This window comes from Teretinema zuelzerae (genome assembly GCF_021021555.1).
Classification (GTDB): Bacteria; Spirochaetota; Spirochaetia; order Treponematales; family Treponemataceae; genus Teretinema; species Teretinema zuelzerae.
Genome location: NZ_JAINWA010000003.1, coordinates 1,783,950 through 1,797,010 on the forward strand (window position 1 = coordinate 1,783,950; position 13,061 = coordinate 1,797,010).

General features: G+C 35.7%; 13 protein-coding genes. 1 reads left to right on the forward strand and 12 read right to left on the reverse strand.

Translation table 11 applies throughout. From position 1 onward, the window contains the following. Window positions 1-108: 108 nt before the first annotated feature. The 10 genes from K7J14_RS15035 to K7J14_RS15080 form a co-directional block, all read right to left on the reverse strand. The gene (locus tag K7J14_RS15035) at window positions 109-1,311 is read right to left on the reverse strand and encodes an IS256 family transposase (RefSeq protein WP_230752658.1); all 1,203 of its coding nucleotides are present in this window, start codon (window positions 1,309-1,311) and stop codon (window positions 109-111) included. Between the two features lie 424 nt (window positions 1,312-1,735). Beyond that, window positions 1,736-2,116, reverse strand: a complete 381-nt coding sequence (locus K7J14_RS15040) for an alpha/beta fold hydrolase (protein ID WP_230758318.1) — start codon at window positions 2,114-2,116, stop codon at window positions 1,736-1,738. 348 nt (window positions 2,117-2,464) lie between these two features. Then, window positions 2,465-3,535, reverse strand: coding sequence for an IS91 family transposase (locus tag K7J14_RS15045; RefSeq protein ID WP_456243442.1), 1,071 nt, complete (start codon window positions 3,533-3,535; stop codon window positions 2,465-2,467). A 305-nt stretch (window positions 3,536-3,840) separates the two neighbouring features. After that, window positions 3,841-4,188 (reverse strand): hypothetical protein, encoded by a 348-nt coding sequence (locus tag K7J14_RS15050; protein WP_230758319.1) that lies wholly within the window; start codon window positions 4,186-4,188, stop codon window positions 3,841-3,843. 558 nt (window positions 4,189-4,746) lie between these two features. Next, on the reverse strand, window positions 4,747-5,229 hold the full coding sequence (locus K7J14_RS15055) for a hypothetical protein (protein ID WP_230758065.1): 483 nt from the start codon (window positions 5,227-5,229) through the stop codon (window positions 4,747-4,749). A gap of 314 nt (window positions 5,230-5,543) precedes the next feature. Further along, window positions 5,544-6,509 (reverse strand): Fic family protein, encoded by a 966-nt coding sequence (locus K7J14_RS15060; RefSeq protein ID WP_230758321.1) that lies wholly within the window; start codon window positions 6,507-6,509, stop codon window positions 5,544-5,546. A gap of 196 nt (window positions 6,510-6,705) precedes the next feature. After that, on the reverse strand, window positions 6,706-7,356 hold the full coding sequence (locus K7J14_RS15065) for a hypothetical protein (protein WP_230758323.1): 651 nt from the start codon (window positions 7,354-7,356) through the stop codon (window positions 6,706-6,708). A gap of 166 nt (window positions 7,357-7,522) precedes the next feature. After that, window positions 7,523-8,191 carry an alpha/beta fold hydrolase gene (locus tag K7J14_RS15070; RefSeq protein ID WP_230758325.1) on the reverse strand — a complete coding sequence of 223 codons (669 nt, stop codon included), beginning with the start codon at window positions 8,189-8,191 and terminating at the stop codon, window positions 7,523-7,525. Between the two features lie 183 nt (window positions 8,192-8,374). Continuing rightward, window positions 8,375-9,061: a 2-phosphosulfolactate phosphatase gene (locus tag K7J14_RS15075; RefSeq protein ID WP_230758328.1), complete on the reverse strand. Its 687-nt coding sequence runs from the start codon at window positions 9,059-9,061 to the stop codon at window positions 8,375-8,377. Between the two features lie 273 nt (window positions 9,062-9,334). Beyond that, window positions 9,335-10,366 (reverse strand): IS91 family transposase, encoded by a 1,032-nt coding sequence (locus K7J14_RS15080; protein ID WP_456243443.1) that lies wholly within the window; start codon window positions 10,364-10,366, stop codon window positions 9,335-9,337. Here K7J14_RS15080 and K7J14_RS15085 point away from each other — a divergent pair. Then, entirely contained in the window at window positions 10,342-11,544 is a 1,203-nt protein-coding gene (locus K7J14_RS15085; RefSeq protein WP_230752658.1) for an IS256 family transposase, read from the forward strand. The genes K7J14_RS15080 and K7J14_RS15085 overlap by 25 nt on opposite strands. Here the strand turns inward: K7J14_RS15085 and K7J14_RS16445 are convergent. Then, the gene (locus K7J14_RS16445) at window positions 11,494-11,694 is read right to left on the reverse strand and encodes a transposase zinc-binding domain-containing protein (RefSeq protein ID WP_408034000.1); all 201 of its coding nucleotides are present in this window, start codon (window positions 11,692-11,694) and stop codon (window positions 11,494-11,496) included. The two genes, K7J14_RS15085 and K7J14_RS16445, sit on opposite strands and share 51 nt — an antisense overlap. A 238-nt stretch (window positions 11,695-11,932) precedes the next feature. Further along, complete coding sequence (locus K7J14_RS15090; protein ID WP_230758333.1) at window positions 11,933-12,418, reverse strand: AAA family ATPase; 486 nt, start codon at window positions 12,416-12,418, stop codon at window positions 11,933-11,935. Window positions 12,419-13,061: the final 643 nt, after the last annotated feature.

The window sequence follows — 13,061 nt, forward strand, 5'->3', positions numbered from 1 at the left end:
TCCGCGCCGAAGGCGTCAACCTAACATTTGCTTAACCTGCGTTTTGTTTGGCGCGGTTTTTGTCGAGCGTAGCGAAGTGCAAAAATCCGTGACAAGCAAATAAGTCGATTATGCAACCTTTTTTCTGTAAATTTCGTTCAAAGCAGGTCGGTCGGTTGACTCAGGCAAGTACCGTTTGTCATTCTGCCACTGGTCGTTTTGTTCGATCAGCATAGAAGCCGCAAGGCGAAGTAAACTCTCGGCGTTCGGGAAAACACCCACTACTTTCGTTCGCCTGTTAATCTCCTTCATCTGGCGTTCTGCCAGATTCGATGTTCGCATCTTCCTCCTGTGATTTTCAGGGATGTTGAATACACTCAATCCTTCCCGTATATTTACATCGGCCCAAGCCGCTAAACGCGGATGGGTTTTTTGATATTTTTCAACGAGCTGTTGCAAATATCGTTCTGCATTCTCGCGGTCAGGCGCATTGAACACCTTCCGAATATCGGCGGCTACCAGCGGGATGTCATCTTTTTTCGTGACGTAGGAGTGGGCATTCTGCTGCAGATGAAACTGGCAGCGTTGCCACAGAATTCCAGGGAAGACAGCATCGATTGCAGCGCGAAGTCCTGAGTGGTCATCACTGGTGATCATTCGAAGGCCGTGCATCCCTCGTCGTACGAGATCCTCGAGAAAGGAACGCCAGTTTACCTCTGCCTCACTGTTCGCGACTTCGGCGTCAAGAATATGCCGATTCCCGCTGTAATCAACGCCAATAGCCACTAGAAGAGCCTGCTTGACCACCTGGGAACCGACGCGCACCGATTCATAGGTCGCATCAAGTACCAAGTATTGAATCTGTCCGACAGGCTGCGCCTTCCAAGACGTAATCTCTTCATCGAGCTCCTTTGCCAGCCTGCTGACCTGGGACGAGCTGACTTCGGTGCCACAAAGAATTTCGACGATATCCGAGACCCTGCGGGTACTTACTCCTTTGACATACATTTCGGCGATGGCGAGCTTGAGAGCACGCTCACTGCGCATGCCTTTCTCGATGCAGCTGGGGTAAAACTCCATCCCGCGAACTTGTGGTACTTTCAAGAGGACTTTCCCGGTCGCAAGATTGAGCGTCTTGTCTTTAAATCCATTGGCATGCCCAGTACGCTCTTCCGTGCGTTCATATGGTTCGGCGTTGAGAGCCTTTGCTCGCTCGATCTTCATGGCCTCATTGACGACCACTTCGATAACACGAGAAAATTTATTGTCCCCATTCGCTGCCAGCATCTGGATCACTTGCTCCAAAAGTGTATATTCTGATTCGTAGGCCATCGGGTTCTCCTTATGGTTGGTTTGGTCACTTACCATTTGAGCCCGATCGGCCTGCTTTTTTCAACCCAATTTACAGAAAGAATTGTACACTAACAATAAGTCAGGTTGAAGCAGTTGTTAGGCAATCGTTTTTCGTTTAGCTCTTTAAGAAATTAATAACGTCATTTTTTACCATTTCTTTTTGTGTAATTAAGCCAAAATGATCAACTTTATCAAAAAAAACTACCCGTCCATTATTTTTAATTATTTTTTCGTTTTGGATATTCAATTTCTGATAAACACTAGCATCATCAGTTCCTGTGTATATAAGATAAGGACAATTCATTTGTTCTGGTTCAATTATTGGCCATTTATATAAAGCTCTTATCCTTTTTTGTAATACAATATCCTCTGTTCCTTTAATTCCCTTTTTTATAAATTCCTTTTAAAAAATTATTCCAAAATATGTACCACAAACAATTGCTTTTTTTAATCTATATTTTGAAGCGTATTGTGTTGTAATTGTTCCACCTAGAGACCACCCAAAAAGTATTGGATCGTTTATTTCTTCATAATCAAGTATTGAAGTAATATCAGCTAAATGATTTTCTATAGAATAAAAATCCTCATTGTGTCCCACTTCACTTTGACCACATCCTCGTAAATCAAAAGTTATTACAGTAAAATCATTTTTTAATTCATCTATCCAACCAGAATTATTCCAAATAGTATGATCACCACCCAATCCATGAATTAACAATATAGCAGGTCCTATACCCGTTTTATCATAATAAATTGAAGCGTTATCATTACTTTTTATGAACATATGTTCCTCAAAAAAAGACATTAAGAAAGCTCTTTAAGTTTAACAAATTCCTCGCCCGCCGAAGGCGTGTGCCTAACATTTGCTTAACCTGCATTGCGAAGCAATGTCAGGTTGAAGCAGTTGTTAGTCGCTTCTCTCTTATTGCATTTCAAATGATTTGATTTGGAAGATTTTACAGGTTTCTTTCTACTAGTTGCTGCTTTTAATACTTATACTCATCATCTTTTGTACTAGTTTTTTTTTTATTATATCTCTTTCACATTTATTTCTTTCATTTCTCTTTTTTGGACATATCTTTACCAGGTCTTTTACTATCTTGGAGTCGCTATACTCTTACACCCATTCTCTTTACGTTTCAGGAAGCTTTATCTTACACAATATTTCATGTGCAGGAACTTCTTCATACGGTTCCAAGGTCATAATGATTTCCATTGCCGCATGACATATAGGACAATGATCTACACATTCCGCTTCTTCCATCTCTATTTCCATCGGAAATATTTTCTGCAGTTTTTCTAACTTATCGCTGTATTGGTTTGAGTATAATCCATAATTCCGTACTGTTACAGTATGAGGGACAGGTATGTGATTCATGTATCGAGATACAAACAGTTCCTTATCCAACTCAATCCGCGTCTCTTTCCCTGCATGACGTTCAATATAACTAAATGTTCCTTTCTCTTCGTTTTCCACCAATTCTTGATTAAGGTTTATCACTACACCCTTAGCGGCGTGTGCTAAATATCCTATTATCTTTTGTACATTTCCCTGATAATATGTTGCGTATACATTCCATTCGCGATCATTAATATCCTTCTGTTCAGGAATATCTTGTATATGTTTTCTCTGTAATTCCTTAACAAGATATTCTTTTATCACATCAGTAATTCGCGTATATGATATCGTTCCTAACGGCATCCAGTCACCGTTACCAGTCAGTCCACCATCAGATAACACGCAATGTATATGCGGTTTATAAGACATCCCCTTTCCATGTGTTTGAAATACCGCTATACATCCAGGGGTTATTCCATAATATTTCGATATGTTATTTATTGCACGCTTTACACATTCGAAAAAAGCGTTCATGAAATCTTTCTTATTTCTGAGCCATACGCCTGTGAAAACCTGTGGAATTGATATGACTAAATGAAAGTGATTAACATTTAAAACAGATGTTAATACCTTATCCTCCCATCTTTTCTGGTTCGCTTTATAACAGATAGGACAACCACGTTGGTTACAGGAATTATATACAGTTGCGATTGTTCCACATTTTGTGCATTGCACAACTCGGCCGCCATACCGGGTTGTTTTACACTCCCTCATATTCTGAAGAGAGCGTTTTTGTTTCGCATCAAGCTTAAAGGATCTTTTAAGCGCAACAGAGCATATCTGCTCGAGTATACGGTTCTTCATGCATAGCTTGTATGCACAAATTCCTTTTCCTGCCTAACATATTCTTTCTTTTCCTCGGCGCCGTAGGCGTCCGACTAACATTTGCTTAACCTGCGTTTTGTTTGGCGCGGTTTTTGCCGAGCGTAGCGAAGTGCAAAAATCCGTGACAAGCAAATAAGTCAGGTTGAAGCAGTTGTTAGAGAGCCGAATTGATAGCGTGTATGCATTCCAATAATTATACGGATTTAATATTCAATGATTTCAATTTATCAATTGCACAATCAAAATCTGATCTCTGTTTTTTATAATTTCATAATTACTTATTCTTAATACTTTTGATTATTACCATTTAATATAGTATATGCTTTTACCCACAACCATTTTTTTTGTAATATCGTATAATCAGAACCATAATTTACTGATGTAAAGTGATTAAATACTTTTGATATGCTTATAATTCTGTTATTAATTGTTATTGTTTTAATTCCCTTACTAATTGAAACATAACTAATTAATAAAAAAATAATAATATCATATTTTAATGTTAAACTAGACAATGGTAAAACAAGTGATCCTGTACTAACTAAAAGCCAGATACTGATAATTGAAAAATATACAGTAAAAGCCATAAAGGTTTTAATTCCAATAAATAATACCGAGCCTTTATAGATCATTTTTTTCTCCTAGAGGTTAATCGAAATTATATCTCATTAAATAATATTTGAGTGAAGAAATATAATTTTGACTGAATATCTTACACCTAAGAATAATCAAAGCAATAACATTTAAATATCAGCGATATTATCAAATATTTTTTTTTGAAATAAAAAATAATATTGTATCGATAAAATAAAATACTTCTTCATCAAATTTTTATTTCATTTTTTTGTAGATTTTTTTTGTATTCACACCTTAATAGAAATTTATTTTGAGTAAATCTTAAAAAAACTAAAACCTTGTCACACACAATAATAGTTGAACAAGTTGTATGAATCACAAGGTCTTTCTAACATACGCTTAACCGGTAATTTCGCGCCCGTAGGGCTTGGCACATTTTTTGCAGAGGAGCGAAGCGACGACAGCACAAAATGTGACAAAGAAATTATCCGGTTGAAGCAGTTGTTCGATGCTCTTATACTAAATAACACTATTTATTTACGGATTAAAATCTATTTAATTTATTTTGATAAACTCATATACACATCCATCCAGTTACTATTCTGTTCTATAATTTAAATATTCTTTACAATAAATATTGATCCAATTAATAAAGAAACTAACTCCATGCTTCCAACAATATAATTAATAAAATTAAAATTTTGAAATGCTATGCCCTGTAAAAGACCTAAAACTATAAAAGGAATTAACCATAACACTTTTCTTCTAATAATTATATCAACTAATAATCCGATATATATAACAATTGATGCAAAATAATTATGTAAAGACAAATATTCAGGAAAATACGAACTAAATGTTGCTAAGGTAATAAACCCAATACCAGTTAAAAACTTATTATAAAGGAGCCAACAACCAATAATTAATAAAAAGAAAGTATAAAAATATACTCTACTAATATCCATACCCATAATTGAAGAATATGTTACTTGATTATGTAATAAAGCATCAATACAGCCTATAATAATAAATGAAAATAATATTAAAGCTGTAATCAATTTTCTTATTGTGACTTTGTTAACTCTTTTTATCAACATAATGCTTTCCTTGATTCTTTTGCTAATTTAGTAATTCACCTTTATTAATTTTATGATAAATTATATAAACCTACTACTAAAAGCCATAGATTTATCTTTATAAATATTTTTATTTACCTCAAAAAAATAATTTTAAAATTATTTCATTTATTTGTAAAATTACCAATAGTTTTTATATAGATAAATAATTCTTTCCGCGCGCGCAGCGTCCATCGAACATTTGCTTAACCTGCGTTTTGTTTGGCGCGGTTTTTGCCGAGCGCAGCGAAGTGCAAAAATCCGTGACAAGCAAATAAGTCAGGTTGAAGCAGTTGTTAGCCACTTGCTTTTTTACGATATTTTGTCATTCGGCCTGTACCTAATGACTCAATTTTCTCTTCAATAAGTAATTGTTTAATATCTCTACTCGCAGTTGCAGTTGATATACCCTTGCATACATTCATGTATTCTTTACGATCAAACCAATCATTTAAGACAGATAATGCATATTCAATTCGTTTCTTATAATCTGGGCTTGCGGGCTTTGCATCCTCAACAGTCTCTCTTAATGATTTATTAATCGTATCAAGCATGAACTCAATAAAACTAGTTGATGATCCAGATAAATCTGATTGCTCCAAAACCCTATAATATTCTTCTTGATTATCTCTTATTACCTTTTCTATTGGAACAAATTCAAAAATAGGATTAGCTTTCATCAATAATCGAGTTTGCCAGTAACGACCCATTCTACCATTTCCATCTTCAAACGGATGGATAAACTCCATTTCATAATGGAAAACACAGCTTTTAATTATCTCAAGATCATTATCATTTTTTAAGTAGTTAAATAGATCTTTCATGAGCCCTGGAACCATGTCATATCCAGGTGCAATATGCGAAACTTCTTTTCCCTTAATTATTCCTACTTGTGTTCTTCGAAATTTACCTGGATTCTCAACCAATCCATTCATTAATGTCTTATGAGCTTTTAAAAAGTCATTTACATTTACAGGATTAAACTCATTTAATTGCTCATATGCTTTAATTGCATTTTGTACTTCAAGAATGTCCTTCTGTGGTCCAAGAACATGATTATTATTTATCAACGCCGTTACATGCTCAATATTGAGAGTATTACCTTCAATGGCGAGAGATGAGTGGATTGTTTTAATGCGATTTTGCTTACGTAATCTTGCTTCAGGCTTAACAAGCAATAAACTCTGACAGATACCAAGAGCTTCAGTAATCTGTCCATATAAATCAAGTATTCTGTGAGTAATTTGATATGGTGGTTTCATACATACATGATAGTATCAAATGATACTATCGTCAAGATTTTTTTCCCCGGCGCCGGAGGCGTCTGGCTAACATTTGCTTAACCTGTATTTTCGCGCCCGAAGGGCTTGGCGCATTTTGTGCGTCAGGAGCGAAGCGACAGCACAAAATGTGACAAAGAAAATATCAGGTTGAAGCAGTTGTTAGATTTCTTCTTTCCTAAAACAGGAATTTTATATACAAATATAATTTATAACTTACAAAAAGGATCATGAATAAATTTGCAAATAAAACTACAAATATATTTTTTTTGGTTTTACATATCCCTTGTATATATGAAAAAATAAGATATATACCTACAGGGATAACAATACTTGGAATATTTATTAGTAAATAGATAACGAAAAGAAATAGATTTATTGCATAAATAGTTTTATTTTTTGCTTCTGATTTTTCTGTTATACATATTATTTGTTTTAATCTGAAAAGCAAGTCATCATAATTACTTATTGTTTTATAGATCCTATAATTCTCATTATTAGAAATAATCACCAAATCCTTATTAACTGTTGTATAAACTTCTTTTATTTCAGAAACAGGAATATATTTATCACATATCGAAATACTATCAGAAATATTAATTGTAAAAGTTCTTATTTTTTTTAGGCATATCAAATACCAATAGGGAATGCACAAAATGATAGTAATGGTTGATACAAGCAAATACACATTGAATGCATCATTATAATTTTTCATTTTAAGCAATATTGCAATACCTAATGTTGATAATAGTGTAGCAAAACTCAATATCAAGTATTTTTCGTTAAACTCAGATAAGGCTGATTGATATGGATTCTGGTAAGTATGCATATTGTTTCCTATAATTTGTTTCTCTTCTTCTGCCCGAAGGGTCAATCTAACATTTGCTTAACCTGCGTTTTGTTTGGCGCGGTTTTTGTCGAGCGTAGCGAAGTGCAAAAATCCGTGACAAGCAAATAAGTCAGGTTGAAGCAGTTGTTAGGCAATCGTTTTTCGTTTAGCTCTTTAAGAAATTAATAACGTCATTTTTTACCATTTCTTTTTGTGTAATTAAGCCAAAATGATCAACTTTATCAAAAAAAACTACCCGTCCATTATTTTTAATTATTTTTTCGTTTTGGATATTCAATTTCTGATAAACACTAGCATCATCAGTTCCTGTGTATATAAGATAAGGACAATTCATTTGTTCTGGTTCAATTATTGGCCATTTATATAAAGCTCTCATCCTTTTTTGTAATACAATATCCTCTGTTCCTTTAATTCCCTTTTTTATAAATTCCTTTGAAAAAATTATTCCAAAATATGTACCACAAACAATTGCTTTTTTTAATCTATATTTTGAAGCGTATTGTGTTGTAATTGTTCCACCTAGAGACCACCCAAAAAGTATTGGATCGTTTATTTCTTCATAATCAAGTATTGAAGTAATATCAGCTAAATGATTTTCTATAGAATAAAAATCCTCATTGTGTCCCACTTCACTTTGACCACATCCTCGTAAATCAAAAGTTATTACAGTAAAATCATTTTTTAATTCATCTATCCAACCAGAATTATTCCAAATAGTATGATCACCACCCAATCCATGAATTAACAATATAGCAGGTCCTATACCCGTTTTATCATAATAAATTGAAGCGTTATCATTACTTTTTATGAACATATGTTCCTCAAAAAAAGACATTAAGAAAGCTCTTTAAGTTTAACAAATTCCTCGCCCGCCGAAGGCGTGTGCCTAACATTTGCTTAACCTGTATTTTCGTGCCCGCAGGGCTTGGCGTAAAACTTGCCGAGCGAAGCGACAAGCAAGTTTTATGACAAAGAAAATATCAGGTTGAAGCAGTTGTTAGACCATTTTTTCTAATATCACACAATTACTTTCTACAGATTTCCTAACTATGATTGAATCGAATTTATCTAGATCCATACAGTATTCAAAATCTGAATATGGAGCAAACCCATTTTCCTTAAAACCTTTTCCGCTTCCTATTCTTAACTTTTTCTTTATTTCTATATAATCTACTTCTTCTTTTTCTATTTTTTTCTTTAAGTATTCTGCAAAATAATAATCTTCTTCTCCATACAAATTTCCCTTTTCTGCTGTACAATAAATGTTGACTACTTCGATTTTATTTTTATGGATATATTTTGTTATAGCATTTGCATTTACAAAACTCCCTACAATAACAGTATTGTGTTTTGGTTGACGCATGAGTCCTTTGGTTCCTGCTGTTGTTGTATGAATTATTGTTTTATTTGTAAAATCCTTATTAACAATTTCGGTGGGTGAATTACCGTAATCAAAACCATCGATTTTAACACCTTTTCTTTCTCCAATTAATAGTGATTTACTATCTTGGTGATTTAATAAAAAAGCTAATTCAATGTTATCAACCGCAATGTATTTTTGTGGATTATTAGCCATTATAAAATATGAAACAGTAAAAGCACGAAAAACATCAACTACAATAGTGAAACCATTTATGTTATTAACATCAGTTTCAGGATCATAAATATTCACAACTATATTCATAGTTTCCTTTATTCCTCGCTCGCCGAAGGCGTAGGTCTAACATTTGCTTAACCTGCATTGCGAAGCAATGTCAGGTTGAAGCAGTTGTTGGGCAAATCCTAAGATAATTTCATTAAGTTTTTTATCAGCTAATAATGTAAAGAACTAAACAATTTTCTAGAGTGCTCTTTACTTATTTTATGCATTTCATATTTTACGAACATTATTATAGCTTTTTTATACTGATTATTGAACTTTGAATATAGCTTCGCAACCCATATCCTACTTGAGAAATCAATTGTACGCATGTGAACCAAGTAATCTTGGCGGTCCATGGCTGCATAATTGTTCTATGTCTTCAGGATCAGTATTTGCAGGAAACAGTACAACTGTATACATTCGATTTTGACAATTCGGACACAGATCTATTACCGATTCTTCTTCTGTTTCTAAAACAGTTTCAAATTCTTTTCTTATTGCTTTTAACTCATCCGTATGTTGATTCGAGTATAATCCATAGTATCGAATTGTAACCAATCCCGCCGGCGGTATATGATTTAGATATCGTTCAACAAATACCTTTTTCCCTAATACTGTTTCTATTTGTTTTCCATTATGTGTTTCGCTAAAACCTATAGTGTTTTCATTTATATCAAAGGTCTGTTTTAAGTTTATTACTGCACCACACGAAGTGTGACCTAGATAACCAGCTATGCTTTTTCCTGTATCTCGATGATACTCCGGATATATACGCCACTCGTTGTCTTTAATATCTTTTGTGTTGGGTAAACTTTCTATATGAATCTGTTTTAGCAATTCTTGATAAGCAATCTCATGAAATCTATTTGCCATTTCAGTGTAGCGGAGTGTCCTGAGCCTTTCCCATTTTCCGTTCTGATTTATCCCACCATCACTGAGAATGCAGTGTATGTGAGGTTTATAACTCATTCCTCTTCCGTGCGACTGAAAATCTAAAGCACTTCCGCATAATAAACCTGTTGTTGCTCGTAATTCCGCAATAACTTTGCTAGCGCTCTTAAATAATATTTCTGCTACTTTTTTCTTGTTCCTTAGCCAGGTTGTTGTAAATGCTGCCGGCATAGAAAAAACTAAATGATAGTGGCTTACAGGCAAGAGCTTTTTACTAACCTTCTTTTGCCACAACACTTTATTTCTATTTGAACAGATTGGACATCCACGCGTATTGGTTAGTGTACAATTCTTTCTGTAAATTGGGTTGAAAAAAGCAGGCCGATCGGGCTCAAATGGTAAGTGACCAAACCAACCATAAGGAGAACCCGATGGCCTACGAATCAGAATATACACTTTTGGAGCAAGTGATCCAGATGCTGGCAGCGAATGGGGACAATAAATTTTCTCGTGTTATCGAAGTGGTCGTCAATGAGGCCATGAAGATCGAGCGAGCAAAGGCTCTCAACGCCGAACCATATGAACGCACGGAAGAGCGTACTGGGCATGCCAATGGATTTAAAGACAAGACGCTCAATCTTGCGACCGGGAAAGTCCTCTTGAAAGTACCACAAGTTCGCGGGATGGAGTTTTACCCCAGCTGCATCGAGAAAGGCATGCGCAGTGAGCGTGCTCTCAAGCTCGCCATCGCCGAAATGTATGTCAAAGGAGTAAGTACCCGCAGGGTCTCGGATATCGTCGAAATTCTTTGTGGCACCGAAGTCAGCTCGTCCCAGGTCAGCAGGCTGGCAAAGGAGCTCGATGAAGAGATTACGTCTTGGAAGGCGCAGCCTGTCGGACAGATTCAATACTTGGTACTTGATGCGACCTATGAATCGGTGCGCGTCGGTTCCCAGGTGGTCAAGCAGGCTCTTCTAGTGGCTATTGGCGTTGATTACAGCGGGAATCGGCATATTCTTGACGCCGAAGTCGCGAACAGTGAGGCAGAGGTAAACTGGCGTTCCTTTCTCGAGGATCTCGTACGACGAGGGATGCACGGCCTTCGAATGATCACCAGTGATGACCACTCAGGACTTCGCGCTGCAATCGATGCTGTCTTCCCTGGAATTCTGTGGCAACGCTGCCAGTTTCATCTGCAGCAGAATGCCCACTCCTACGTCACGAAAAAAGATGACATCCCGCTGGTAGCCGCCGATATTCGGAAGGTGTTCAATGCGCCTGACCGCGAGAATGCAGAACGATATTTGCAACAGCTCGTTGAAAAATATCAAAAAACCCATCCGCGTTTAGCGGCTTGGGCCGATGTAAATATACGGGAAGGATTGAGTGTATTCAACATCCCTGAAAATCACAGGAGGAAGATGCGAACATCGAATCTGGCAGAACGCCAGATGAAGGAGATTAACAGGCGAACGAAAGTAGTGGGTGTTTTCCCGAACGCCGAGAGTTTACTTCGCCTTGCGGCTTCTATGCTGATCGAACAAAACGACCAGTGGCAGAATGACAAACGGTACTTGCCTGAGTCAACCGACCGACCTGCTTTGAACGAAATTTACAGAAAAAAGGTTGCATAATCGCGTATTGCATGGGTTATACACTACTGTTCTGGTATAGCAGTTAGGGCATTGGACGATGCGTCCTCCTCGTGCAGCAGTTCGACACGTATGCATGTTTTCTACCGCTTTTCTTTGTTCTGTGCTTGCAAAGAAAAGCGGGCTATTCATAACCTGTGTGATCTCAGCGAGAATGGACTTGTTCACGTGAACTAAGTAATCAAAAATGTACGTTTCTGCCCATGTTTTCGGGTATCTTCTCTTCTCTTCCCGCACCGCGCAAGCGGTGTCGGCCCAACATTTAGTTAACCTGCATTGCGTACATTGGCGCACTTTTTGCCGCGAAGCGATAGCAAAAAGTGTGACAATAGCAATGTCAGGTTGAACTAGTTGTTAGACGCTTTTTTTCTCAGAATCCATTAATAATAATGAGTTCTCCTTCATCCTCTGTTGGAAATTCAAAATTATCATAATATTTTTCCGTTTCTTCAGTAGTTAACATTATTTCATCTGCATTACTACCATTTCTTTTTTCTATTCTCTCTATTACTATACTTTTTGGAGTTTTTATAACAATAATCTTAGGTTCAAGATTATATTCTTTTAAAATTTCCTTATATTTATTTCGCATTTTTTTTGACCAAAAAGAAAAATCTAAAACCACATCTATTCCATTAACAATATTTTCTTTTAGTATTTTTATAAGTCTGTTTTCAATTTCTTGATGCATTTCTTTTGATAAAGGATGTTTAGTAATACCCAGTTTAAATGATTCTTCATCAAACGATAAACGTAAAAAACCTTCCCGTTCAAGTTTTTTAGCATAAGTTGTTTTTCCTGATCCTGCTGGACCACACATAAAAAAAACATTTGGTTTAATTGGTTTTTTTTCCATAAATAAAGCCTTTATAAATTTATAAGAGTCTAAATCACAAATTCATATGTTTCGTATATCAACCATTATTTTGAATTATACTAGACTTATAAGGCATGGTTAAAAATCATTTTTAAATTGAATTACTAACAAAGTAGAAAAATAAGACTGCTAAACAATAGTTTTTTAATTGTTCTTCATTACTAAATTTCCTCGGCCCGAAGGGTCCGTCTAACATTTGCTTAACCTGCGTTTTGTTTGGCGCGGTTTTTGCCGAGCGTAGCGAAGTGCAAAAATCCGTGACAAGCAAATAAGTCAGGTTGAAGCAGTTGTTAGATCGCCAACTGTTTAACAATTCAGTTTATAACCAACTACATCAATGTTAGAAAACGATTTGCAGTACCATTAAAAACCCGAAGGCTGAATCCTTATGACTTGTTATAATGTGAAGCCTGAGGAAACTCTTCTGCATATCGTTTTCTAACATCTGTTCCTGCAAGTTTTAGCACAAGTGGTATGAAGTCAACTTCATCAACGAAAGAAAAAGTTTTAATCACGATAACACTTTCAGTAATAAACTAGGTGCAAACTGTATAACCGTCTTCCAGAGTGTTATCATCTGTTGAACTTTTTCTTAAGTCTATTTTCAGTGATAGTTTACTTC

Coding starts and splice junctions, on each gene's coding strand:
- K7J14_RS15035 (WP_230752658.1), bottom strand. CDS start 1,311: ATGGCCTACGAATCAGAATATACACTTTTGGAGCAAGTGATCCAGATG.
- K7J14_RS15040 (WP_230758318.1), bottom strand. CDS start 2,116: ATGTTCATAAAAAGTAATGATAACGCTTCAATTTATTATGATAAAACG.
- K7J14_RS15045 (WP_456243442.1), bottom strand. CDS start 3,535: ATGAAGAACCGTATACTCGAGCAGATATGCTCTGTTGCGCTTAAAAGA.
- K7J14_RS15050 (WP_230758319.1), bottom strand. CDS start 4,188: ATGATCTATAAAGGCTCGGTATTATTTATTGGAATTAAAACCTTTATG.
- K7J14_RS15055 (WP_230758065.1), bottom strand. CDS start 5,229: ATGTTGATAAAAAGAGTTAACAAAGTCACAATAAGAAAATTGATTACA.
- K7J14_RS15060 (WP_230758321.1), bottom strand. CDS start 6,509: ATGAAACCACCATATCAAATTACTCACAGAATACTTGATTTATATGGA.
- K7J14_RS15065 (WP_230758323.1), bottom strand. CDS start 7,356: ATGCATACTTACCAGAATCCATATCAATCAGCCTTATCTGAGTTTAAC.
- K7J14_RS15070 (WP_230758325.1), bottom strand. CDS start 8,191: ATGTTCATAAAAAGTAATGATAACGCTTCAATTTATTATGATAAAACG.
- K7J14_RS15075 (WP_230758328.1), bottom strand. CDS start 9,061: ATGAATATAGTTGTGAATATTTATGATCCTGAAACTGATGTTAATAAC.
- K7J14_RS15085 (WP_230752658.1), top strand. CDS start 10,342: ATGGCCTACGAATCAGAATATACACTTTTGGAGCAAGTGATCCAGATG.
- K7J14_RS16445 (WP_408034000.1), bottom strand. CDS start 11,694: ATGAATAGCCCGCTTTTCTTTGCAAGCACAGAACAAAGAAAAGCGGTA.
- K7J14_RS15090 (WP_230758333.1), bottom strand. CDS start 12,418: ATGGAAAAAAAACCAATTAAACCAAATGTTTTTTTTATGTGTGGTCCA.